The organism is Rhizobium etli CFN 42, assembly GCF_000092045.1.
GTDB classification, from domain to species: Bacteria; Pseudomonadota; Alphaproteobacteria; order Rhizobiales; family Rhizobiaceae; genus Rhizobium; species Rhizobium etli.
In genome coordinates, this window is record NC_007761.1 from 2,361,628 (window position 1) to 2,383,996 (window position 22,369).

The 22,369-nt window shown below is 61.4% G+C and carries 23 protein-coding genes; 17 read left to right on the top strand and 6 right to left on the bottom strand.

Annotated features, from left to right (window positions below):
* Positions 1-7: 7 nt before the first annotated feature.
* Positions 8-3,406: a YhdP family protein gene (locus RHE_RS11555; protein WP_011425521.1), complete on the bottom strand. Its 3,399-nt coding sequence runs from the start codon at positions 3,404-3,406 to the stop codon at positions 8-10.
* 125 nt (positions 3,407-3,531) lie between these two features.
* Between RHE_RS11555 and RHE_RS11560 the strand changes: the two genes are divergently transcribed.
* The 5 genes from RHE_RS11560 to RHE_RS11580 all read left to right on the top strand — a co-directional run bounded on the left by RHE_RS11560 (position 3,532) and on the right by RHE_RS11580 (position 8,379).
* Positions 3,532-4,005 (top strand): peroxiredoxin, encoded by a 474-nt coding sequence (locus RHE_RS11560; protein WP_011425522.1) that lies wholly within the window; start codon positions 3,532-3,534, stop codon positions 4,003-4,005.
* Positions 4,002-4,829, top strand: a complete 828-nt coding sequence (locus RHE_RS11565) for a ferritin-like domain-containing protein (protein WP_011425523.1) — start codon at positions 4,002-4,004, stop codon at positions 4,827-4,829. The genes RHE_RS11560 and RHE_RS11565 overlap by 4 nt, the downstream gene beginning before the upstream one ends.
* A gap of 104 nt (positions 4,830-4,933) precedes the next feature.
* Complete coding sequence (locus RHE_RS11570; protein ID WP_042118528.1) at positions 4,934-6,247, top strand: peptidoglycan DD-metalloendopeptidase family protein; 1,314 nt, start codon at positions 4,934-4,936, stop codon at positions 6,245-6,247.
* Between the two features lie 157 nt (positions 6,248-6,404).
* On the top strand, positions 6,405-7,922 hold the full coding sequence (locus RHE_RS11575) for a DEAD/DEAH box helicase (RefSeq protein ID WP_042118531.1): 1,518 nt from the start codon (positions 6,405-6,407) through the stop codon (positions 7,920-7,922).
* A gap of 7 nt (positions 7,923-7,929) precedes the next feature.
* Complete coding sequence (locus RHE_RS11580) at positions 7,930-8,379, top strand: NUDIX domain-containing protein (protein ID WP_020921388.1); 450 nt, start codon at positions 7,930-7,932, stop codon at positions 8,377-8,379.
* Here the strand turns inward: RHE_RS11580 and RHE_RS11585 are convergent.
* Positions 8,349-8,669 carry a TfoX/Sxy family protein gene (locus tag RHE_RS11585; RefSeq protein WP_020921389.1) on the bottom strand — a complete coding sequence of 107 codons (321 nt, stop codon included), beginning with the start codon at positions 8,667-8,669 and terminating at the stop codon, positions 8,349-8,351. The genes RHE_RS11580 and RHE_RS11585 overlap by 31 nt on opposite strands.
* A 27-nt stretch (positions 8,670-8,696) precedes the next feature.
* Positions 8,697-9,191, bottom strand: a complete 495-nt coding sequence (locus RHE_RS11590) for a flavin reductase (RefSeq protein WP_041678657.1) — start codon at positions 9,189-9,191, stop codon at positions 8,697-8,699.
* Positions 9,192-9,476: 285 nt separating this feature from the next.
* Here RHE_RS11590 and RHE_RS11595 point away from each other — a divergent pair, with 285 nt between their 5' ends.
* From RHE_RS11595 to purB, 5 genes are all read left to right on the top strand, one after another.
* Complete coding sequence (locus RHE_RS11595) at positions 9,477-10,559, top strand: ABC transporter substrate-binding protein (protein WP_011425529.1); 1,083 nt, start codon at positions 9,477-9,479, stop codon at positions 10,557-10,559.
* A gap of 65 nt (positions 10,560-10,624) precedes the next feature.
* Positions 10,625-11,302 carry a ribulose-phosphate 3-epimerase gene (gene rpe, locus RHE_RS11600; RefSeq protein ID WP_011425530.1) on the top strand — a complete coding sequence of 226 codons (678 nt, stop codon included), beginning with the start codon at positions 10,625-10,627 and terminating at the stop codon, positions 11,300-11,302.
* Positions 11,299-12,024, top strand: coding sequence for a DUF2259 domain-containing protein (locus tag RHE_RS11605; protein ID WP_011425531.1), 726 nt, complete (start codon positions 11,299-11,301; stop codon positions 12,022-12,024). Before rpe ends, RHE_RS11605 begins: the two co-directional genes overlap by 4 nt.
* A 17-nt stretch (positions 12,025-12,041) precedes the next feature.
* Complete coding sequence (locus RHE_RS11610) at positions 12,042-12,539, top strand: hypothetical protein (RefSeq protein WP_042118534.1); 498 nt, start codon at positions 12,042-12,044, stop codon at positions 12,537-12,539.
* 127 nt (positions 12,540-12,666) lie between these two features.
* A complete protein-coding gene (gene purB, locus RHE_RS11615) occupies positions 12,667-13,974 on the top strand; it encodes an adenylosuccinate lyase (protein ID WP_011425533.1) in 1,308 nt (435 codons plus the stop codon).
* 512 nt (positions 13,975-14,486) lie between these two features.
* Here the strand turns inward: purB and RHE_RS11625 are convergent.
* Both RHE_RS11625 and RHE_RS11630 read right to left on the bottom strand, forming a co-directional pair.
* Positions 14,487-14,966: a low affinity iron permease family protein gene (locus RHE_RS11625; RefSeq protein WP_011425534.1), complete on the bottom strand. Its 480-nt coding sequence runs from the start codon at positions 14,964-14,966 to the stop codon at positions 14,487-14,489.
* A gap of 105 nt (positions 14,967-15,071) precedes the next feature.
* Positions 15,072-15,875 carry a DUF2189 domain-containing protein gene (locus RHE_RS11630; RefSeq protein WP_011425535.1) on the bottom strand — a complete coding sequence of 268 codons (804 nt, stop codon included), beginning with the start codon at positions 15,873-15,875 and terminating at the stop codon, positions 15,072-15,074.
* Positions 15,876-16,047: 172 nt separating this feature from the next.
* Here RHE_RS11630 and RHE_RS11635 point away from each other — a divergent pair, with 172 nt between their 5' ends.
* The 7 genes from RHE_RS11635 (at position 16,048) to RHE_RS11665 (ending at position 22,043) form a co-directional block, all read left to right on the top strand.
* Positions 16,048-16,605 (top strand): RBBP9/YdeN family alpha/beta hydrolase, encoded by a 558-nt coding sequence (locus tag RHE_RS11635; RefSeq protein ID WP_011425536.1) that lies wholly within the window; start codon positions 16,048-16,050, stop codon positions 16,603-16,605.
* Between the two features lie 91 nt (positions 16,606-16,696).
* Positions 16,697-18,991, top strand: coding sequence for a putative bifunctional diguanylate cyclase/phosphodiesterase (locus RHE_RS11640; protein ID WP_011425537.1), 2,295 nt, complete (start codon positions 16,697-16,699; stop codon positions 18,989-18,991).
* Positions 18,992-19,262: 271 nt separating this feature from the next.
* Positions 19,263-20,027 (top strand): phosphoribosylaminoimidazolesuccinocarboxamide synthase, encoded by a 765-nt coding sequence (gene purC, locus RHE_RS11645; RefSeq protein WP_011425538.1) that lies wholly within the window; start codon positions 19,263-19,265, stop codon positions 20,025-20,027.
* Positions 20,028-20,042: 15 nt separating this feature from the next.
* Positions 20,043-20,285, top strand: coding sequence for a phosphoribosylformylglycinamidine synthase subunit PurS (purS, locus tag RHE_RS11650; protein ID WP_011425539.1), 243 nt, complete (start codon positions 20,043-20,045; stop codon positions 20,283-20,285).
* A 48-nt stretch (positions 20,286-20,333) separates the two neighbouring features.
* Entirely contained in the window at positions 20,334-20,888 is a 555-nt protein-coding gene (locus RHE_RS11655) for an RNA 2'-phosphotransferase (RefSeq protein ID WP_042118537.1), read from the top strand.
* Positions 20,885-21,556 carry a phosphoribosylformylglycinamidine synthase subunit PurQ gene (gene purQ, locus RHE_RS11660; protein ID WP_011425541.1) on the top strand — a complete coding sequence of 224 codons (672 nt, stop codon included), beginning with the start codon at positions 20,885-20,887 and terminating at the stop codon, positions 21,554-21,556. Before RHE_RS11655 ends, purQ begins: the two co-directional genes overlap by 4 nt.
* A gap of 88 nt (positions 21,557-21,644) precedes the next feature.
* Positions 21,645-22,043: a hypothetical protein gene (locus tag RHE_RS11665; RefSeq protein WP_011425542.1), complete on the top strand. Its 399-nt coding sequence runs from the start codon at positions 21,645-21,647 to the stop codon at positions 22,041-22,043.
* A gap of 21 nt (positions 22,044-22,064) precedes the next feature.
* Here RHE_RS11665 and RHE_RS11670 read toward each other — a convergent pair whose 3' ends face one another.
* Positions 22,065-22,319, bottom strand: a complete 255-nt coding sequence (locus RHE_RS11670) for a DUF1127 domain-containing protein (RefSeq protein ID WP_011425543.1) — start codon at positions 22,317-22,319, stop codon at positions 22,065-22,067.
* Between the last annotated feature and the right edge of the window lie 50 nt (positions 22,320-22,369).

Sequence of the window (22,369 nt, forward strand, 5' to 3'; positions counted from 1 at the left end):
CTTTCCCTCACTGGAATTCGAAAATCTGCCGGAAGACGCCCGGGGCGATGATCGACAGCGGATTGATCTGCAGGTTCGGCTGATCGAACTTGCCGGTGAGCTTAAAGGTGATGCCGATCAGGCCGCGGTCGCTTCCATTGCCGAGGATGACGCCGATCAGAGGCAGTTCGGCAAAGAGGCGATTGAGGCCATAGGCCGGCATGAAGGTGCCGGTCATATCCATATTGCCCTTGCGGTCGCGCACCACGCCCTGGAAGGTCGCGCCGATCTGGTCGCCGCGAAGCACGCCGTTCTCGATACCGACCATGCCGTTGCGCGAGACGATGCGGGCAAAGCCGCGCTGGAAGCGTTGCGACGAGGTATCGATGTCGCGTTTGACCGCCTCATTGAGGCTGCGCTGCTCGTTGCCGACAGGTGTCGAGACGATCGAACGCAGGCGCTGCTCGTTGACGATCGAGAAGCGGCGCACATCGAGCGAGCCGTCCCACCCGCCCTGCGGCGAAAGCCGGATCGCCAGATTGAGCAGGCCTCCCTGCATGTGCTGATAGAGATCGGCAAAACGCGATACCGCACCGGCATCGCCGCTGGTGATATTGACGACACCGCCGTCCTTCATCTGGCTGACGACGGCCTCGCCGCTGTCCGTGATGCCGGAAAAATTCAGTGCCTGCAGCTTGTCGCCGCGCAGTGACACCTGCGCCTGGAAATTTCCGACCTTCTCGTCGTTGAAGCCGACGACATTTTTCAGCTTGGCGCGCACCGACACGCCGGTATTGTCGCCATCGCCGTCCTCGCCGCCCTCCGAGCCCGCTTTCAATCGCGCGATGACCGGCCGCGCATCGGCGCTGTCGCCGGAAACGGAGACGTCGAAATTGCCCTTGCTGCGCTTGACCGACAGGGCGAAATCATCGAGCGAGGAGAGCCTGACGCTGTCGAAATCCGCCGAGATAAGACCGGTCTTGCCGACAACAAGCGATCCGCTGGCGCCGAAGCCATCACCCTTCAGCCGGAAATTCTTGATCTCGGTATTCTCGGGCGGGCCGGACATCTCGAATTCGGCGGAGGCGGCAATGCCGCTGCCTTTCGACCAGCCGATCCAGGGCAGGTCGAGCATCGATTTGGTGAGATCGAGCTGAACGTCTTGTCGGTCGTCGTCGATCCGCGTCAGCACCATCTTCAGGTTGCCCCTGACGATATCGGAAAGCCCGGGCATCACCTTGCTGCGCTCATCATCGGAGAGCGTGGCCGTAATCACGCGCTGCCGCTGCACACCAGACGACGCCTCGACCGGCTCGGTCAGATCGATGTCTGCGGGAATGCCGTCGATCTCCCCCTTGGCGTCAAGCGTGATCTGCTTCGGATCGCCATTCAGCATGCCGCTGACATTGCTGATCGTGCGGCCGGAAAACGGCTTGGCAAGATCGACGTCAGCGAGCTTCATGGCGGCCTTCCACTCGGCCGGCGGCGGGTTTTGCGACGACAGCAGTCCGAAATGCGCCTTCACATTCGCGTCGATGTGCCCCTTGAAATCGTCGGGCGTAAAGCCGGCGCGCTGCAGCACCCGGATTGGTTTGTAGGTCAGGAGCTCGCCTATGGCGTCCGCCGCGCCTGATACCGCCAGATCGATATCGGCCATCAGCGGTTTGTCGTAGGCGGACGGTATGACGAACGTTCCCTGCCCGAGTGCGACGGACCGGCCGGAGGGGAAATAGGACATGCCGCTCTTGATCAAAATCGTTGCAACGGGCCCGGTCAGGTCGAAATGCGCCGCCGTATCGCGGACCGGCGGAATATCGCCCGCGACGTTCATCCGCGCGCCGGCAATATCGAAGCCGATGCGGATCTGATTGGCATCGAGCTTTAATCCCCTGCCCCCGGCTGCCTCGTCAAGCCGACCGAAGGGGATGAAGACGGAGATGGCCGCGTCGGTGACAGTGCCGCCGAAGAGATTGCCGTGCACCCATGTGCGCACCTTCGGCGCCATCCAGAACGGCCAGAGCTGCTTGATCGCCGTCGTCTGCAGCTCTCTGGATTGGCCGGCAAAGCTGATTTCCGGCGATTTATCGCCGAGCCTGACGTGCAACGCCCCGTAAAGCGCGCCGAGCGGGCTGGAGACAGTCATGTTGGGAAAGAGGAATTCCCGGCCGGCGACCATATAGCGTCCGGTCGCCTGGATGTCGAAGGCAACAGGCTGTTCGCCGGACCCGCTCGGGGCGGCGGTGCCGCCGCTGACGAGCAGATCGATGCCGAAGCCCTTGCCGGCTTTGGGATCGAGTTTGTCGAGATCGATCAGCGCGCCATTGAGGGGCAGCGTGGTTGCGCCGAACCGGAGATTCGATTTAGTGATCTCGACTGTCTGCTTGATGAAGTCATAGGCCAGATTGATTTGCCCGCCCGACAGCTCCTGCGGATCGCCGTCGGCATAGATCAGACCGGGATCGACGTCGATCGTCGCCGCGAGGGACGGCTCGGCGCCATCGCGCGCCCTCGTGGCCGACACCGTCAGGTCGGCAAAAGTGGTAAGCCCCTGCCGTATCACGCCCTGGTCGTTGCGTTTCAGCGTAAACGGCGTGAGGTTCGCATGCTTGAGCGTCGCCACCACCTTCGACACCTGGCCGTCTTCCTTCTCGGCCAGCACGTCGAGTTCCGCCACCTCGCCATTAAGCGCAACCTCCCCTCTCAATTGCAGCGAGGATGGCCCGCCATGAGCGAACACCAGATTGTCGACGACGAGCGACAGCGGGCCGTTCGCCGTATCGGCAAGCTTGATGTCGATGCCGGAGATGCGCACGGAATTCGTCGAACCGCGCGCCACGATGCTGTCGAACATGTCGAGTTGCTCGAAGATCGTCTCCATCGCCGCCGGCATGGCGTCGATGCGCAGATCGTCAAGCTTGACCGGGTTGCCGGAGGGCAGAAGCGAAGTGTCGAGTGCGATATCCTCCGCTTCGATATCCGCAACGGCAATCCGGCCGCGGAAAAGCTGCAGCGGATCGAGGCCCAGGCGCACCGAACCCGTCGTCGACAGGTGCTCACCGCTCCTCTGGTCGATCATATTGACGTTGCGCGCTTCCAGCGCCAGTCGGAAGTCGGAGGTGAAACGGATAACGGTGGAGCCGACTTCGGCGCGGTAACGCGGTCCCGCCACGCCATCAAGCGCCGCCTGCGCCTGCTGAGACAGCGGCTTATCGAACATGCCGCTTTCGATGGTGAACACGATGGCGGCAAGAATAAGGAGAATCAGTCCGAGGAAAACCGACGTCAGCTTCGCCGTCCGGCGCATCGGCGAACGCGGCGGCGGGCAATGAACGATGATCGGATCCTCGGCCTGAGCGGACGGCAAGCGGTCCAGCGCAACGATATCCTTCTTGCGAAACGTGACCTTTTCGCCGCGGATGGCTGACATGCGCCCTCGGGCTCTCCCTTAAATTAAAGAATTGAACCCGGCCATGCTGGACGGGTTTCCGTCCACTATATAATTCGGGGACAGAGAGTGTCATCCACAAACCCGGCAAAAGAAAGGTTTCCCCAATGGCGGTTCCCGGCATCGGTGCCCTGGCCCCCGACTTCAACCTCCCCCGCGATGGCGGTGGCCGTGTCTCGCTATCCGATTTTCACGGCAGGCCGCTCGTCCTGTTCTTCTATCCCAAGGACGACACGACAGGCTGCACGGCCGAATCGCTGGCTTTTACTGCGCTGGCGCCGGAGTTTGAAGCAGCAGGTGCTGCCGTTATCGGCATGTCGCCCGATTCGGCAGCCTGCCACGACAAGTTTATCAAAAAGCACCGTCTTTCGGTCGCGCTCGCCTCGGATGAAGACAAGACGACATTGCAGGCCTATGGTGTCTGGAAGGAAAAGAGCATGTACGGCCGCAACTTCATGGGCGTCGAACGCACGACTTTCCTTATCCGTCAGGATGGCACGATCGCGACAATCTGGCAGAAGGTGAAAGTACAGGGCCATGCCGAGGCCGTCCTCGAGGCCGTCAGGAATCTGGCCGCGTGACCGGTGATCTCGCGATAAACTCGCTGCGCGGCGGCGCTATAGACGCCATCCGCTCGGCCGACCTCGACCGCAAGACCGCCCTTGCGCAGGAAAGCGCCACCCGCTGGTTCGCCCGCCGGGTGTCGCTGCGCTCACCGCTCGACGCTGCCCTGCCGGAGAGGCCCGGCCGTCCCGATAAACCGGTGCTGACGCCGCCGACCCAGGTGGAAAAGCGCTCGTTGCACACGCTAAAAGGCCGGATCGCCCTCTTCCATGCCATTGCCCATATCGAGCTCAACGCCGTCGATCTCGCGCTCGATATCGTGGCGCGATTTGCAACAGAGCCGGTGCCGAATTCCTTCTTCGACGGCTGGATGCAGGTCGCCTTCGAGGAGGCGAAGCATTTCCGCATGGTGCGCGCCCGCCTGAACGATCTCGGCGCCGATTACGGCGATCTTCCCGCCCACGACGGGTTGTGGCAGGCCGCCCATTCGACGCGCAACGACCTGACGGCAAGGCTGGCGGTCGTGCCACTGATTCTCGAAGCCCGTGGTCTCGACGTCACGCCGTCGCTGCAGGCGAAGATGCGTGAGACCGGCGATCTCGAAAGCGCGGCGGTGCTCGATGTCATTTACAACGACGAGAAAGGTCATGTCGCCGTTGGCGCCAAATGGTTCCGCTTCCTCTGCGCGCGGGAGAAACGCGATCCGGCAAAGGCCTTTCAGGAGCTGGTGCGCACCAATTTCCGCGGGCCGCTGAAGCCGCCTTTCAACGATCTTGCCCGCGCCGAAGCCGGGTTGACGCCATCCTTCTACCGCTCCCTGGCATCGATCAGCCATGCCTGAGCTGATTGATTTTCTAACGTAAACGGCGGCGACGAAAGCATTCATTAACCATAAACGTGTCTAATTTCCGAAAGAGGCGTAGAGCATCAATCGGGAGAGCCTGCGTGAACGGCGGACATCAGCACCGGGTATTCGGCAAGCGGGCGCAGGAACATATTCTGATCCTGGCAAGCGGTGACAAGGTCCGCCACATGACGGTTCGGCCGTGGATGGCCGCCCTCGCCTTCTGCTTCCTCGGCGTCTTTTCCATCGGCTACCTCCTGGCCACCTCCTATCTCGTGCTGCGCGACGACCTGATCGGCGCCACCATGGCGCGCCAAGCCCGCATGCAGCACGACTACGAAGATCGCATCGCCGCCCTTCGTGCCCAGGTCGATCGCATCACCTCCCGTCAGCTTCTCGACCAGCAGGTGGTGGAAGACAAGGTCGACAAGCTGATGGAGCAGCAGATGGCGCTCACCTCACGCCACGGCAAGCTCGACAACCTGCTCGATCGCGCCGAAAGCTCTGGGCTCACGGATAAGGACAGCGCGCCGTCTTCGCCCGTGCAATCCTACGCCCCTGCCATCAAGGACAAGCGCGCTTCGCTCGGCGGCAGCGGCATCGAGGCAATCGAGAAACAGCTGGCAAGCGGCGCACCAGCCGATGCCACTCCCGACAACACCACTCTTGCCTACGTGCCGGCCACAGAGACGGTCGGCGATCGCGCCGACCGCATCTTCTCCAAGGTGACGCTGTCGCTGAAGGATGTCGAACAGGACCAGCGCAAGCGCGTAGAGCAGCTGACGAGCGACGCCGGCAACGCGGCCAACGCCATCGAGGGCGTGCTGACCCGGTTCAAGATTCCCACGCCCGAGACCGCTGCCAAGCAGGACGAGGATGACAGCGCCGTCGGCGGCCCCTATGTCGAGCCGGAGAACAATGACGATTTCAACAATTCGCTGATCGCTCTCGACGGCGCGCTGACACGGCTCGAAGCTATACGCAGCACCGCCGAATCCCTGCCCTTCCGCAACCCCGCCGTCGGCAAGGAAATGACCAGCCCCTTCGGCAACCGCCGCGACCCCTTCCTCGGCCGCCTGGCGCTGCATTCCGGCATCGATTTCCGCTTTTCGCCGGGCGAAAAGATCCGCCCGACGGCGCCCGGCAAGGTGATATCAGCTGGCTGGACCGGCGGTTACGGCAATATGGTCGAGATCGATCACGGCAACGGCATCTCGACGCGCTACGGGCACATGTCCCAGGTCCTGGTCAAGATCGGCGATACGGTGGACCGAAACGACGTCATCGGCCTTGCCGGCAGCACGGGCCGCTCGACCGGTACGCATTTGCACTATGAAGTGCGCCAGAACGGCCATGCGGTCGACCCAGTATATTTCATGAGTGCGGGCCTTAAACTCGCCACCTATATCAAGTAATACCCGCACAGTAACCAAAGCTTCACTCTGCATGGGGTGCGGCCTCTCTATTTCTTGACTTGCCGGCCATTCGGGGCTATGTCGCGCTGCATTGCGGCATGCAATCCCGCCGACTCGTTCAGAGCTCGGCCGAACCGGAACGGAAACTGTTTTCCCTTTGACGACATTCGCTGACCTTGGCTTGAGCCAAAAAGTGCTATCCGCTGTCACAGACGCGGGCTATACGATCCCCACACCTATCCAGGCGGGGGCCATTCCCTTTGCGCTCGAGCGTCGCGACATTTGCGGTATCGCGCAGACGGGCACCGGCAAAACGGCATCTTTTGTCCTGCCGATGCTGTCGCTTCTTGAAAAGGGCCGCGCCCGCGCCCGCATGCCCCGCACGCTGATCCTCGAGCCGACGCGCGAACTCGCCGCCCAGGTCGCCGAAAACTTCGAGAAATATGGCAAGAACCACCGCCTCAACGTCGCCCTCCTGATCGGCGGCGTTTCCTTCGAGGACCAGGATCGCAAGCTCGAGCGCGGCGCCGACGTTCTGATCTGCACGCCCGGCCGCCTGCTCGACCATTTCGAGCGCGGCAAGCTCTTGATGAGCGGCGTCGAGATCCTCGTCATCGATGAAGCCGACCGCATGCTCGACATGGGCTTCATTCCCGACATCGAGCGCATCGCCAAGCTCATCCCCTTCACCCGCCAGACGCTGTTCTTCTCGGCCACCATGCCGCCGGAAATTCAGAAGCTCGCCGACCGCTTCCTGCAGAATCCCGAGCGCATCGAAGTGGCAAGGCCCGCTTCGGCTGCAAAGACCGTGACGCAGCGCTTCGTCGCCTCGCACAGCAAGGATTACGAGAAGCGCGCGGTTCTGCGTGAACTCGTCCGCGCCCAGACCGAACTCAAGAACGCCATCATCTTCTGCAATCGCAAGAAGGATGTCGCCGATCTCTTCCGGTCGCTCGAACGACACGGCTTCAACGTCGGTGCGTTGCATGGCGATATGGATCAACGCTCCCGCACGATGATGCTGCAGAACTTCCGTGACGGCAATCTCCAGCTGCTGGTCGCCTCCGACGTCGCCGCCCGCGGCCTCGACATTCCCGATGTCAGCCACGTCTTCAATTTCGACGTGCCGATCCATTCAGAAGACTACGTCCATCGCATCGGTCGCACAGGCCGCGCCGGCCGCTCGGGCGCCGCCTTCACGCTCGTCACCAAGCGCGACACCAAATTTGTCGATGCGATCGAGAAGCTGATCGGCGAAAAGGTCGAATGGCTGAACGGCGATCTGAATTCTCTTCCACCGGCCGAAGAAAGTGCCGACAGCGATCGCCCGCGGCGCAACAGCCGCGAGCGTGGCGCGAAGGGTGAAAGGGGCGAGCGAGATCGCGGCCGCGGGCGCGGCAATCGCAGCGCCGCAGGTCATAAATCTGATAACGACATACAGGATAGTGACGTCCAAGTGATCGCAGCAGCACCAGCAAAGGCCGAAGTCGTGAAGAACGAGCGCAAAGCAGAGCAGAAGCCGCAAAACAATGCGCGCAACAATCGGCCTTATCCAGCAAATGACGACAGCCGCGACCGCCGCCGTCATCGCGATCACGATGATGGCCCGACCCCCGTTGGTTTCGGCGACGACATCCCCGCCTTCATGCTGATCGCCGGCAGCGCCAAGGTCTGAACGTCCAGTGGGCAAGCCTGGCGTCGACTTCCCGGGCCTTGGCGTCGGCTTGGTGATTCTGCGCCAAGGCAGGATCCTTCTCTACAAGCGCATGCGCCCGCCTGAAGCCGGCTACTGGAACATCGTCGGGGGCAAGGTCGATCACATGGAGCCGGCTGAAGACGCTGCGCGCCGCGAAGCCCAGGAAGAAACCGGCCTCAGGATCGGCCGGATCGAGCGCATCGGCATGACCGAACAGATCATCGATGCCGACCGCCAGCACTGGATCTCCATCCTTTATCTCGCGCGCGATGTCGATGGCGAGCCGCAATTGATCGAGCCGGACAAGCTTTCGGATTTCGGCTGGTTTCCCTTGACTGATTTGCCCGAGCCGCTCTCAGCCTTCACCAAGGCGGCGATCGCAGCCTTGCCGCCAGACGAAACCGCTCAACTTTCGGCGCGAAGCGCCGCCTCATAGGCAAGCCGTACCCACTTCGCCATCAGATCGGGATCGTCGTAAGCTTCTTCGGGGATCGACCAGTAGGGCATCTTCACCGGCTTGCCCTTCTTGCCTTCATAGGCCCATTGCGTGGCGCCGGCGGCGACAAATTCCGGGGCGCTCGTCTCATCGGCTTTCAGCAGCATCTCGTCGCGCACCTCGACGGCGACTATGCGCCCGAGATGATAAATGCCCTTGCCGCCGAACATGCGCTTGATCGTGACGGGGCCAAGCCCCTGAAACATTTCCTCGATCCCGGCATTGTCCATTTTCCATACCCTCGAATTGGCGGCCGATTACAGCGTGTGATAATCCCGGTTCAGGTAGATAAGCGCCGGATGCTTTTCGCTGAAGCGGACGGCGGCGACCTCACCGAAAATGACATTGTGCGTCGGCATTTCCTTGATGTCGGTCACCCGGCAATCGAAGGCGGCGAGCGCATCGGCAAGAACGGGCGCGCCGGTGACGAGCGTGTCGAAACGGGCGCTGGCGAAGCGCTCGTCATTGTCAATCGCGGTGCGCCCGGAGAAAGCGTCGGCGACGGCCTGATGGTGGGCGCCGAGCGTGTTGAGCACGAAGATGCCGCTGCGGAAAAAGATCTCGTTCTTCGGATTGGTGTTGTTGAGGCAGATCAGCACCGAAGCCGGATTGTCCGAGACCGAGCAGGCGGCAGTGATGGTGACGCCGCGGCGCAGACCTTCCATCGCCGTCGTCACGAGCTGCACATGACCGGCATAACGGCTCATGGCATCGCGATAAAGGCCGGGATCGATATGCTGTCTGTTCAACACCTGCTTCTCCCATGCACGTTCATCTGCCTGGATCGTCTTGCTAGAGCATATCGCCAAAAAGCGTGCAGCGTTTTGCGACAACGACATGCGTAAAAACAAAGACCTAAAGCGCGAGGAGCGAATCTGAAAGATCGCGACGCGCTTTATCGCGCCAATATGGCGAGCATCGGTTACCTTTTCTACAATGGGACAGGTGAAAAGCGTCGGGTTCCGCTTGTTTTTCTTTGACGATTGCGGCCTTGCGGATAAAAGGGCATGGACGATGGCTAAGGATCTCTGCCTTTCATGATCAACCTGCGTGGCATAGCAGCCCTTCTGACGCTGCTCGGAACGGCGGCGCAAGGCCATGCGGCCGGCGTGACGATCGGCGTCGTCGCCCCGCAGGGCGGACCGCTCGGCCTGCTCGGCGCGCAGATCGCCGCCGGCGCCGGTTTCCAGATACAGCAATCCGGCAATACGCTCGTCGCCGTCAACGAGACCTGCGAGGACAACAGCGGTGCTGCAGTTGCCGATGCGCTCGTCAATGCCAAGGTTCAGGTCGCGGTCGGTTTTCTCTGCAGTGAGACGCTGGAAGGAGCACTGCCGAAGCTGAAGGACGCCAATATTCCCGCGATCACCGTTTCGGCACGTTCGCGCATCCTGATGGAGGATGCGCTAAAAAACGGCTGGCCGCTCTTCCGCTTGGCACCTGCCGATGGCACCGAGGCGGCAAAGATCATCGAGGTGATCCTCAAGGACTGGGCAGCCGACCCGATCGCGCTGATTGAGGACGGCACCATTCATGGCCGCGAACTGACGGAAGCCGTGCGCAATGCGCTGGAGCAGAACGGCCTGAAGCCGGTTTTCACCGATACCTATCGGCCGGGACAAGAGCAGCAGATCGCCCTCGTGCGCCGTCTGAAACGGGCCGGCGCCAGCAGGGTCTTCGTCGGCGGCGATCGCAACGATGTCGCCGTCATGGCCCGCGACGCCAAGGCGGAAAACATTCCGCTGTCGATCCTCGGCGGCGATGCCATGCGCGCCGCCGATCAGCCGCTGCCGCTCACTCCCGGCGTGCGTGCCGTCGCCTTGCCCGAATATGCGCTTTTGCCGGAAGGCGCGCCGGCGGCCGACACGCTTCGCGCCAAGGGCACCGAGCCCGAAGGTTATGTCCTGCCATCGCTGGCGGCGGCCCTGATTGCCGGCCAGGCGGCCGAAGCCGCCGCGGCCGCCGGCAAGCCGCTGCGGGAGACACTTGTCGGCACGACATTCCAGACACCGATCGGCGCCGTCGCCTTCACCGGCGCGCATGAGCTTTCGCAAAACCCCTACCGCCTGCTTGAATGGCGGGGCAATGGCTTTTTTCCACCTGCTGCGCCGACGCAATGAGCGGTCGCCAGCCCTTGAATTCCGGCGCCGTGCGAAAGTGGCGCCCATACGGGAGTAAAGACTTGATGACGCTGCCCATTCGCATTGCCCCTTCGATCCTCGCGGCGGATTTCGCCAGGCTCGGCGAGGAGGTGCGCGACGTCACGGCCGCCGGCGCCGACTGGATCCACCTCGACGTGATGGATGGGCATTTCGTGCCGAACATCTCCTTCGGTCCTGATGTCATCAAGTCGCTGCGCGCCTACACATCAGCCACTTTCGACTGCCATCTGATGATCTCGCCGGTCGACAACTATCTCGAAGCCTTCGCGAAGGCCGGCTGCGACCGTATCACCGTCCATGCCGAATCCGGGCCACATCTGCACCGCTCGCTGCAGACCATCCGCAATCTCGGCAAGAAGGTTGGCGTGACGCTCAATCCGGCGACGCCGCTCAGCGCCATCGAGAACGTGCTCGACGACGTCGACCTCATCCTCATCATGTCGGTCAATCCCGGTTTCGGCGGACAGAAATTCATCCCCGCGATGACGTCCAAGATCGCAGCGGCAAAGTCTCTGATCGGCGACAGGCCTATCGAACTCGAGGTCGACGGCGGCGTCACCGTGGAAACGGCGCCGGCAATCGCGCGCGCCGGCGGCAACGTCCTCGTCGCCGGCTCGGCCATTTTCAAGGGTGGCACGGTCGAGAATTATCGCCGGACCGTCGCCGATCTGCGCCGGGCAGCCGAAGGAGCACGATCATGAAGAAGCAGCTTTTGATCGGCGGCCTGCTGGCCGCGGCGCTTGTCGGCCTGCCGGGCGCTGCACTTGCCGGCGACATCGCCAGCATCCAGCCGATCGGCTTTTCCGCCGACGGCAAGGTCTTCGCGTTCCAGGAGTTCGGCATCGAGGAGGGCAGCAACGTTCCCTATTCCAACACCTATTTCATCGATACCGATAAGGGCCAGTATCTCGAGGGCACGCCCTTCCGCACCGAGCTGACCGACAAGGACGCCAATCTTTCCAAGGCGCGGCGGCAGAACCTGACGGCGGCGCGCAGCCAGATGGACAAATACGATCTCCTGACCAACCCCGGCCTGATCGCCGCCTTCAATCCGCCGACCGAACTCGGCTCGCCCGCAAAGACGCTGCGCTACACCACGCTTGCGACAGACGGCCCGCCGAAATCGCCCTATACGCTTTCCCTTGGCGAGTTGCCGATAGCGGCGCCGAAGGACTGCGCGGCGATCGCCAAGCGGGTCCTTGGCTTCAGCCTGCAGATGATCGAGAAGGAAGGCGCTCCGAACCGGCAGGCAGCCCGCCAGGTGCAAACGGTTCCGGCCGAGCGCGCATGTTCGGTCGAATATAGAATAGGTGGCGCCGTCGTCTATCAGCCGGAAGCTGCAAACCAGGTTCATATCGCCCTGGTCCTGGCCTTCGATGCGCAAAGGAACGGGCGCTGGATCGCCGTCCCGGTTCATCCCTGAGCCTGGATCATTCCGGAATGGGGCGCCGGAGGAGTCGCATGCGAGCGGCATGGCCGCCCTACCGCGATCTGGTTGCCGGCGCGCCGCTCTGGGGCATGCAGATGCTCGTCTCTGCTATGCTCGGTCTCTATCTGCGTAACGGCCTGGAGACGAGCCGCCTTGCCGAACTCGCCGCGCTCTATTTCCTCGGCGGCCTGCTCGCTTGGCCCTTCGCTTTGCCGACTGCCCGCTTCCTCGCCTATGGCAAACCGCCGGAGGCGCGTTTCGCCGCCTTTTTCGTGACGCTGATCGCGGCCACGATCGCGATGACCGCCTTCCTCTTCGCGATGGAATATCGGATCTTTTATTCGCGCTGGCACGCACCCTTCGGAAGCGGCATCTGGGTCTTCCAGTTCATCTTCACCAGCATCAGCGCCGTCTATCAGTTCCTGGTGATCGGTCTGCGTCTTTTCCTGCCGCTCGGTCTCGTCTGCCTTGTGGTCAGCAGCTATTATCTTGCCAAACGCATGCGTTGAGATTGCTGCCCGTCTTTGCTACAGGGGCCCTGAAGCAATTTCAGCAAAAGTGTTCAGCGGTTTTGCGCCCGAAATTGCGCAAGACAAAACATTGATGCTTAACCTCTTGAAGTGAAGGCAGCCGCCCATGATCCCGCGTTACTCCCGGCCCGAAATGGTCGCCATCTGGTCTCCCGAAACCAAGTTCCGCATCTGGTTCGAGATCGAGGCGCATGCCTGCGACGCGCTGGCCGAGCTCGGCGTCATCCCGAAATCGGCGGCCAAGACGATCTGGGAAAAAGGCGGCGCCGCGACCTTCGATGTCGCCCGCATCGATGAGATCGAGGCTGTCACCAAGCATGACGTCATCGCCTTCCTGACCCATCTCGCCGAGATCGTCGGCCCGGATGCACGCTTCGTCCACCAGGGCATGACTTCGTCCGACGTGCTCGACACCTGCTTCAACGTCCAGCTGGTGCGCGCCACCGATATTCTGATTGCCGATCTCGACCGGCTGCTGACGGCGCTGAAAACCCGCGCCTTCGAACACAAGGACACCGTCACCATCGGCCGCTCGCACGGCATCCATGCCGAGCCCACCACCTTCGGCGTCAAGCTGGCGCTTGCCTATGCCGAATTCGAGCGCTGCCGCCAGCGCCTCGTCGCCGCCCGCGAGGAAGTCGCGACCTGCGCCATCTCGGGCGCCGTCGGCACCTTCGCCAATATCGATCCGCGCGTCGAGGAACATGTCGCAGAGGCGCTTGGCCTGAAGGCCGAGCCGGTTTCGACCCAGGTCATCCCGCGCGACCGTCACGCCATGTACTTCGCCACCCTCGGCGTCGTCGCCTCGTCGATCGAGCGCCTGGCGACCGAAATCCGCCACTTGCAGCGCACCGAAGTGCTGGAAGCCGAAGAATACTTCTCGCCCGGCCAGAAGGGCTCCTCGGCGATGCCCCACAAGCGTAACCCGGTGCTGACCGAAAACCTGACCGGCCTTGCCCGAATGGTCCGCTCCTACGCCCTGCCGGCCATGGAAAACGTCGCCCTCTGGCACGAGCGTGATATCTCCCACTCCTCAGTCGAACGCATGATCGGCCCCGACGCCACCGTTACCCTCGACTTCGCCTTGTCGCGTCTGGCAGGCGTCATCGAAAAGCTGTTGGTTTACCCGGAGAACATGGAGAAGAACCTCAACAAGTTCCGCGGCCTCGTCCACTCCCAACGCGTCCTCCTGGCGCTGACCCAGGCCGGCACCTCCCGCGAAGACGCCTACCGCCTGGTCCAGCGCAACGCCATGAAGGTCTGGGAACAGGGCAAGGACTTTTTGGAAGAGCTGCTCGCGGATGCGGAGGTGCGCGCGGCGCTATCCGAGGAGGATATTCGGGAGAAGTTCGACCTTGGCTATCATACCAAGCACGTCGATACGATCTTCCGGCGGGTGTTTGGAGCCGCATAAGGATTCTTTTCTACGTCATGGCGGCGCCTTCCGGCGCCGTTGTCTACTGCGCTGTCTACCCGACGCTCCGTCTTAGCCGCAGCCTGATCATGACCGGGAAGTAGATGCATGTCGCAAGGAGAGAAGGAACGGACACAATCAGGATAAATATTGTCATGTCCTTCCGTGTGAGATCATTTATCCCGCCGCGCATCAAAAAGAACGACGCAACGATTAACACCAACGTTGCGATAAAGATGATGGCTCCCCACAAAAATTGGCGTGAATTTACTGCGGCATATTTAATGCGATAAAAAATAAACAATAAAATAACGATCGGAAGCGAAAGAAAAAACTTCGCGAACAGCAGACCGAGGCCTAGATCACTGAAGAAAATGGCAAATGGCCCAATGGCCCTATGAGATAGGCCTGAAAAAACAATTCGACCTGCGGTTCTCTGAGAAAGGAATCGCGCATTTCCCCCTGCAAAACAGCTTTAGACCCCGCATGCGTTATAAAGCATATTGAGGAGTTCAGCTCTTCTCAAGCGGTCGTTGCTTCATCTTCGAGCCCTTAGCATTCGCCGATCGCTTACGCGCATCGGTCTTTTTCGGCGCAGCGGCTTCCACCGCCTCCGCAGTTCTGCAAGCCTCCGTCTCGCCCCTGCCCTTGGCAGCCTTGGCGACCAGCTGGTCGAGATGTTTCAGCTCTTCCTCGTCGAGATTTTCGATGCCGATGAAGCGATTTTCGGCATGGCTTGTCAGGATGATTTCGTTGAGTTTGGCCTGGATCGCCCGCGTGTCGCGCGTCTGTGCGTTCTGCAGCACGAAGACCATCAGGAAGGTGATGATGGTCGTGCCGGTGTTGATGATCAGCTGCCAGGTTTCCGAATAGTCGAACAAGGGCCCGAGCATCGCCCAGATGATGACGACGCTCAGGGCCAGGATGAAGATGACGGGCTTGCCCGCCCATTCTGATGTCTTGGTTGCGAAGCGGGCAAACAGATGCTTCATCGTTACCTCTGAAATCCTCCCTCGGAGCCATATTTAAACTCCGAGGCAGGTTCGAGGTTCCCCTGAAGAATCGGAATCCGAAATCTCCGAGGGGCAAAACCGTGGCTACGCGGCCTCCCGCGCAACCAGCTTGCGATAGAGATGCCAGGTCGCATGGCCGAGGATAGGAATGACGAGCGCAAGCCCGGCAAAGACGGGGATCGTGCCGATGACGAGGAGCGCCGCGACGATCAGGCCCCAGAGCAGCACCGGCACCGGATTGATGACCGTCGCACGGATCGAGGTCACGACGGCGGCAACCGCCCCGATATCGCGATCGAGCAGCAGCGGGAAGGTGATGACTGAAATCGCCAGCACGACCAGCGCGAAGCCGAATCCGATGAGATTGCCCCAGACGATCAGCTGCAGGCCCTGGGCCGTGCCGAAGACCTGGCGGGTGAAGTCCGTCATGGTGCGCGGAAACACTTCGCCGAGAAGATTGGCGTATAGCGTCTGTGCCGTCACCAGCCAAACGACGAAAAGGCCAAAGAGCATCAGCCCGACGGCGATGATCGATGGCAGCGCCGGCGAATGGCGCACCTCGAGCGCATGCGTCCATGACGTATCGAGGCCTTCCTCGCGCCGGCGGCTGATCTCATAAAGACCGATCGCCGCAATCGGGCCAATCAGCACGAAACCGGACATCAGCGGGAAGACCATCGGCAGAAGGTTGGCGCCGGATGTCCAAAGCGTCAGGAAGACGCCGGCAATCGGATACATCAGGCACAGGAACACGTAATGGGAAGGTTTCTCACTGAAATCGTCGAGCCCGCGCTTCAGCGCATCGAAGACGTCGGCGATGCCGATGCGATTGACCACGGGCCGCGCCAGGTTTTCACTGGCACCCGTCATGACATGAAATGCCGCCATGGCTTTCTCCTCCTCAGCCGAGACTTGGTCGGCCGCGGACATGCATCGGCGGGTAAGCCGATACGAAATCCGCAACCGGCACTGGAGCAACATAACAAATTTCAGCGCCCGTGTCGCTCCCTTGCCGCCCCCTCTTGACATCTTGGTCAAGCCTTCTCACATCGGCGGCACCATGAAAGCCTCAGACGCAGATATTCTCATCATCCCCGGCTACACCAATTCCGGCCCCGGCCATTGGCAGAGCCGCTGGCAGGCGAAGCTCAGCACGGCGCGGCGCGTCGAACAGGCCGAATGGACGAAGCCGGTCCGCGAGGACTGGATCGCCCGCATCGCCGAAGAGGTGAACGCCTCGACCCGCCCGGTCGTGCTCATCGCCCATTCGCTCGGCGCGCCCTCGGCAATCCATGCCATCCCACGTTTTCGCAAGCGGGTGGCAGGCGCTTTCCTTGTCGCTCCGCCCGACGTCACCAATCCCGACATCCGCCCGAAGCATCTGATGACCTTCGGTCCCTATCCACGCGATCCGCTGCCCTTCCCCTCGATCACCGTCGCCAGCCGCAACGATCCGTTCGGCAGCTATGAGCATGCAGACGATATGGCCAGCAGCTGGGGCTCTTTTCTCGTCGATGCCGGTGAAGCAGGACATATCAATGCCGATTCCGGTCACGGTCCCTGGCCAGAGGGCACCATGGTTTTTGCTCAGTTCCTGAGCCGTCTCTCCGCAGATTGAGGAAAACCGCCTTCTCGTTAATTCAGAAGTTGCTTTCTAAGCCTTTCTTAATGGAAAGACAGCAGACTGCACCCGAGATGAATAAGCGAGAATGCCCGTGAAGAAAGCCCATCCAGAGGCCGAGGATCCGCAGGGTGATGCCGCAGGGGCAGAGGCAGGCGTCGGCGGGGGAGCCGGCGATGCCGAGCTGGCGGAGCGGGAGAGCCGATGGAACCATGCACTGGTCGGCTCGGGCCTCGGTGTATGGGATCACAACTACCGTCTCGACCGGAAATATTATTCGCCCACGTGGAAAACCATTCGCGGCATGGCGCCCGACGAGGAGGTTGCCGGCGATTACGATGCATGGCTGCAGCTCGTCCATCCCGATGACCGAGATTTCGTCGCGCATGCCATCGAGCGCCAGAACGCCGGCGACCCGAATTATCAGATCTTCCAATATCGCGAGCGCCACAGGGACGGCCACTGGGTCTGGATCGACTGCCGCGGCGCCTGCGTCGAATGGGACGAGAACGGCGTGCCGACGCGCATCGTCGGCACGGATATCGACATCACCGCCCGCAAGGAAGCCGAGGAAACGCTGTCGCTTCTGTCGCGCCGGCTCGACCTGGCGCTGGAGATTTCCCATATCGGCGTTTTCGAGGCCGATATCGAGAATGATACGGTCGAATGGGACGATCGCCTCATCGCCATTTACGGCCTGCAGGGCGCCTCGCATCAGATCGCGAGCGATGCCTGGGCGAAAAGCCTGCATCCAGACGACCGCGAGCGCGTGCTCGGTCTGGCCGGCCGCAGCGTCGAAAGCGGCAGCGATTTCCAGCAGGAATATCGTATCATCCGTGGTGACGGCGTCGAACGCATCATCCGCGCTCGCTCGGCCTTTTTCGTCGATGGCAACGGCCACCGCAAGCTGATCGGCGCCAACTGGGACGTCACCGAGGACGTCGCGCTGCGCAATGAGCTGCAGCGTGCCAAGGATCTGGCCGAAGCCCGCAACCGCGAACTCGAAGCTGCCAAGGAGAACATCGAGCGCTTGGCGCTGCATGATTACCTCACTGATCTTCCGAACCGGCGCTATCTCGACAAGATGCTGGACGAGCGCTCGGCCGAATGCCGTGCCAAGGGCCTTGCCCTGGCGATCCTCCACGTCGATCTCGATCGCTTCAAGCAGATCAACGACACGCTTGGTCACCGAGCCGGTGACGCCATGCTCCAGCACGCGGCGAATGTGCTCAGAAACTCCGTCCGCGCTGCCGATTTCGTCGCCCGCATCGGCGGCGATGAATTCGTCATCCTCTGCGCCATGAATGCCGCGTCGAAGAAGATCGGCGGCCTTGCCCAGCGCATCATTCGCGAATTGCGCAAACCCGTCAGATACGAGGGGCACGACTGCCGTTTCGGCGCCAGCATCGGCATCGCCGTCAATGGCGGCGCCAAGCTCGACGCCAAGCAGACGCTGCTCGACGCTGACATCGCGCTCTATCGCGCCAAAGGGCTCGGCCGAAACCGCTTCGAATTCTTCTCCGCATCGGCCCGCAACGATATCGTCTCCGCCAAGCAACTCGCCGATGAAATCCTGATCGGCCTGGAGCGCAACGAATTCGTGCCGTTCTATCAATTGCAGTTCGACGCCCGCACGCTCGATGTCACGGGCGCCGAGACGCTCGCCCGGTGGCAACACCCCGTACACGGCCTGCTGACGCCCGACCGCTTTCTCGATATCGCCGAGGATCTCGACGTCGTCTCGACGATCGACGCCCTCATCCTGGAGCGCGCGCTGGCAGACCGCCGTGCCTGGATCAAGGATGGGCTGTCGATCCCGAAAATATCGGTCAACGTTTCCGCGCGGCGGCTGACCGATCCCGACCTCGGTAAGAAGCTCCGCGCCCTCAAAATCGAGCCCGGCGCCATCGCTTTCGAACTGCTGGAATCGATCTCGCTCGATGATTGCGAAAAGTCGGTGGCCGCCAATTTGAAAAAGCTGCGCAAGGTCGGCATCGACATCCATATCGACGACTTCGGCACAGGCCACGCTTCGATCGTCAGCCTTCTGCGCCTGAGCCCGAACACACTGAAGATTGATCGCGAGCTGATCCGCATGCTGCCGCAATCGGCCGAGCAGCGTAAACTGGTCGGCTCCATCATCGATATCGGCCGCTCGCTCAATATTCTCGTCATTGCCGAGGGCGTCGAAACGGCGGATCATGTGCGCATTCTGGAGCAACTCGGCTGCGACACGCTGCAGGGCTATGCGCTGGCCCGTCCGATGCCGGCCATGCAGATCCCCTCCTTCATTCGCGCCGGAAGCTGGCGCCACGGGCTGACCGCCGCGCGCGGCTTGCAGACGTATCTTCTCCGCGCGACGCCAAGCAGAACAGCCAAATAAAACCTATATAAGCGGCCCGCCATTTCGCCTTCATTCCACCATAGAGAAAAAGCCGCTAGACTCGTGAAGCGAATTCATTCGATTCTCTTGGCGCTATTCCGTAAAATCGGGAAACCGAGCCATGAAATCCGGAAACCGGGGCCACGAAATCCGGAAACCGGGGAAGGAGCGACAGGCGGATTGTGAAACACTCTCTTTTCCTTTAAGGGGACGCCACGAGATCGATCCACTCGCGCTATCCCAAGAGCGCCAACAACAGAGAATGACCAAGATGAACCGTCGCCGCCGTATCTACGAGGGCAAGGCAAAGATTCTGTATGAGGGTCCGGAGCCGGGCACCTTGATCCAGTTCTTCAAGGACGATGCCACCGCCTTCAATAAGAAGAAACACGAAGTCATCGACGGCAAGGGCGTCCTCAACAACCGCATTTCCGAATATATTTTCAGCCATCTGAACAAGATCGGCATCCCGACCCATTTCATCCGCCGGCTCAACATGCGCGAGCAGTTGATCAGGGAAGTGGAGATGATCCCGCTGGAGATCGTCGTGCGCAATGTCGCCGCCGGTTCGCTTGCCAAGCGCCTCGGCATCGAGGAAGGCGTTGTCCTGCCGCGCTCGATCATCGAATTCTACTACAAATCCGATGCGCTCGACGATCCGATGGTCTCCGAAGAGCATATCACCGCTTTCGGCTGGGCCAATCCGGCCGAGCTCGACGACATCATGGCCCTTGCCATCCGCGTCAACGATTTCATGACCGGCCTCTTCCTGGGTGTCGGCATCCAGCTCGTCGACTTCAAGATCGAGTGCGGCCGGCTCTTCGAAGGCGACATGATGCGGATCATCCTCGCGGACGAAATCTCGCCCGACAGCTGCCGGCTCTGGGATATCGAAACCCGCGAGAAGATGGACAAGGACCGCTTCCGCCGCGATCTCGGCGGCTTGCTCGAAGCCTATTCCGAAGTCGCACGTCGTCTCGGCATCATCAATGAAAACGAGCCTGTGCGCGGCACCGGCCCGGTTCTCGTCAAGTAAGGCAGGAAAGACAAAGTGATCAAGGCTCGTGTCACCGTCACGCTGAAAAACGGCGTTCTCGATCCGCAGGGCAAGGCCATTGAAGGCGCGCTCGGCGCCCTCGGCTTTTCGGGCGTCGGCCATGTAAGGCAAGGCAAGGTCTTCGACCTGGAGCTCGAAGGCGCCGACAAGGCCATGGCCGAGGCAGACCTCAAGGCGATGTGCGAAAAACTACTCGCCAACACGGTTATCGAGAATTACGCGATCGCGATCGACTGACCATTGCAGACCTGCCCGTCATCCGGCGGGTCTTATGGATTGAGCGTCATGCTGAAGGCAAAGCTGGAGACGGAAGTCTCGAAATTCATGAGCTATGTTTTGCGCCATGCGCCAGATGCCGCAGGCTTGACGCTTGATGCCGAGGGTTGGGTATCGTTCGATGATCTCGAAAAGGTGCTGACGTCGAAATACGGCGTCTCCCGCGCCGATATCGTCGAGATCATCGACAACAGTCCGAAGAAACGCTTCACGCTTGTCGATAACAGGATCCGCGCCAACCAGGGCCACAGTGTCGAGGTTGATCTGGCATTGACCCCGGTGGAACCGCCGGCAGTTCTCTTTCACGGCACGTCACTCACGAACTGGCCGTCGATCGCGCGCGAAGGCCTGAAGAAGATGGAGCGGCACCACGTCCATCTGTCGGCCGACATCGATACGGCGAAAATTGTCGCCGTGCGCCGCAAGGGCGACTATATCATTCTGCGTGTCGACGCAGCCGCCATGTTTTCAGAAGGCCATTCTTTCTTTGTCGCGGACAATGGAGTATGGCTCGCCGAGAGCGTTCCAGTCCAATATCTTTCGCGAAATGCGGGGACCCTATGAAATCAGCCGTCGTTCAACTTCCGGGCCTCAACCGCGATCGCGACATGATCGCCGCTCTCACCAAGATCTCGGGTCACCAACCGGTGACGATCTGGCAGACGGAGACGGAAATCCCCGACGTTGACCTGATCGTCATCCCCGGCGGCTTCTCCTATGGCGATTATCTGCGCTGCGGCGCGATCGCTGCCCGCATGCCGGTCATGCAGGCGATCATCGACAAGGCCGCAAAGGGCGTGAAGGTGCTCGGCGTCTGCAACGGCTTCCAGATCCTCGTCGAAGCGGGCCTGCTGCCGGGCGCGCTGATGCGTAACGCCTCGCTGAAATTCGTCTGCCGCGAGATCAAGCTCAAAGTCGTCAATGCCGAGACGGATTTTACCCGCGCCTATGCGCAAGGGCAGGTCATCCGCTGCCCTGTCGCCCACCACGACGGCAATTATTTTGCCGACGAAGCGACGCTGGCGAAGATCGAGGGCAATGGTCAGGTGCTGTTCCGTTATGCCGAGGGCACCAATCCGAACGGTTCGATCAACGACATTGCCGGCGTGATGAACGAAAAGGGCAATGTGCTCGGCATGATGCCGCATCCCGAAAACCTGATCGAGGCCGCCCATGGCGGTTCGGATGGCCGGGGCCTCTTCGCCTCGGCGCTCGACGTCGTCGCCGCCTGACCCCACCTCAGCCATGCCGCCCCAGGCCTACCGCGGGCGACGGCATGCAGCCGAGAAGACCTTCATCCGGATCACTGGAGCAAGATCAATGCGCCCACGCCTCTCTGTCGCAAACGCCGCTTTGTTGACTGGTCTGGCAACCATTGTGGCGGCCTGCCAATCGCCGGCACCGGCAACAGGTCCAAACCGGGCGGCATTGCCGACGATGGAGCGTGTAGCGCTCGGCGCCAATGCCTGCTGGTTCAAATCAGGCGATCCGGCCTTTGCAGCCTATAAGCTCGCTCCGGAACTCAATTCCTTCTCCGGTCGGCCGCGCATCCTGCTCGTCCACAAGGGCAGCCCGGAGAGCCGGCCGCTGCTCGTGGTCCAGGCCGAGGGAAGCCCTGCCCATCTGCAGGCCTTTGGTCCGATGATGTCGGAGCCTGTCGCCGGCCGCATCGCCGCCGACGTGAATCGCTGGTCGGGCGGCAACAGGGCCTGCAATTGATCGCTGCGCTCATCCGCAGCGTCAGTCCCAGAAAAATGACTTGCTGATTTCGCGTGCGGCTTCGGACTGCGATACCCCGATATCCTTGAGTCCCGCCGCCGTAAGCTCCCTGAGCGCCCGCCGGCCCTCCCGCTTCTGATGCCAGAGACGAATGGCGGCCCAGATCCGTCCGAGATGCGTCGTCGCCTCGGCAGGCGGGCTCGGAAGGATGACGCGCCTGTCCTCGTAAGAGACAATCGGCACAATTGGCGTATTTATTTCAGGCAATGCAGACATTCCAGGAATCCTCTCGGCTCGTCCGTGGAATAGACTCTTAATATTGACAG

Excerpts from the sequence above, each read along its gene's own strand:
- RHE_RS11640 (WP_011425537.1), top strand. The coding sequence starts at position 16,697 with ATGCCCGTGAAGAAAGCCCATCCAGAGGCCGAGGATCCGCAGGGTGAT.
- RHE_RS11595 (WP_011425529.1), top strand. The coding sequence starts at position 9,477 with ATGATCAACCTGCGTGGCATAGCAGCCCTTCTGACGCTGCTCGGAACG.
- purC (WP_011425538.1), top strand. The coding sequence starts at position 19,263 with ATGAACCGTCGCCGCCGTATCTACGAGGGCAAGGCAAAGATTCTGTAT.
- RHE_RS11560 (WP_011425522.1), top strand. The coding sequence starts at position 3,532 with ATGGCGGTTCCCGGCATCGGTGCCCTGGCCCCCGACTTCAACCTCCCC.
- RHE_RS11665 (WP_011425542.1), top strand. The coding sequence starts at position 21,645 with ATGCGCCCACGCCTCTCTGTCGCAAACGCCGCTTTGTTGACTGGTCTG.
- RHE_RS11555 (WP_011425521.1), bottom strand. The coding sequence starts at position 3,406 with ATGTCAGCCATCCGCGGCGAAAAGGTCACGTTTCGCAAGAAGGATATC.
- RHE_RS11610 (WP_042118534.1), top strand. The coding sequence starts at position 12,042 with ATGGGGCGCCGGAGGAGTCGCATGCGAGCGGCATGGCCGCCCTACCGC.
- purQ (WP_011425541.1), top strand. The coding sequence starts at position 20,885 with ATGAAATCAGCCGTCGTTCAACTTCCGGGCCTCAACCGCGATCGCGAC.
- RHE_RS11670 (WP_011425543.1), bottom strand. The coding sequence starts at position 22,319 with ATGTCTGCATTGCCTGAAATAAATACGCCAATTGTGCCGATTGTCTCT.
- RHE_RS11605 (WP_011425531.1), top strand. The coding sequence starts at position 11,299 with ATGAAGAAGCAGCTTTTGATCGGCGGCCTGCTGGCCGCGGCGCTTGTC.
- RHE_RS11625 (WP_011425534.1), bottom strand. The coding sequence starts at position 14,966 with ATGAAGCATCTGTTTGCCCGCTTCGCAACCAAGACATCAGAATGGGCG.
- RHE_RS11635 (WP_011425536.1), top strand. The coding sequence starts at position 16,048 with ATGAAAGCCTCAGACGCAGATATTCTCATCATCCCCGGCTACACCAAT.
- RHE_RS11585 (WP_020921389.1), bottom strand. The coding sequence starts at position 8,669 with ATGGACAATGCCGGGATCGAGGAAATGTTTCAGGGGCTTGGCCCCGTC.
- RHE_RS11630 (WP_011425535.1), bottom strand. The coding sequence starts at position 15,875 with ATGGCGGCATTTCATGTCATGACGGGTGCCAGTGAAAACCTGGCGCGG.
- RHE_RS11655 (WP_042118537.1), top strand. The coding sequence starts at position 20,334 with ATGCTGAAGGCAAAGCTGGAGACGGAAGTCTCGAAATTCATGAGCTAT.
- rpe (WP_011425530.1), top strand. The coding sequence starts at position 10,625 with ATGACGCTGCCCATTCGCATTGCCCCTTCGATCCTCGCGGCGGATTTC.
- purB (WP_011425533.1), top strand. The coding sequence starts at position 12,667 with ATGATCCCGCGTTACTCCCGGCCCGAAATGGTCGCCATCTGGTCTCCC.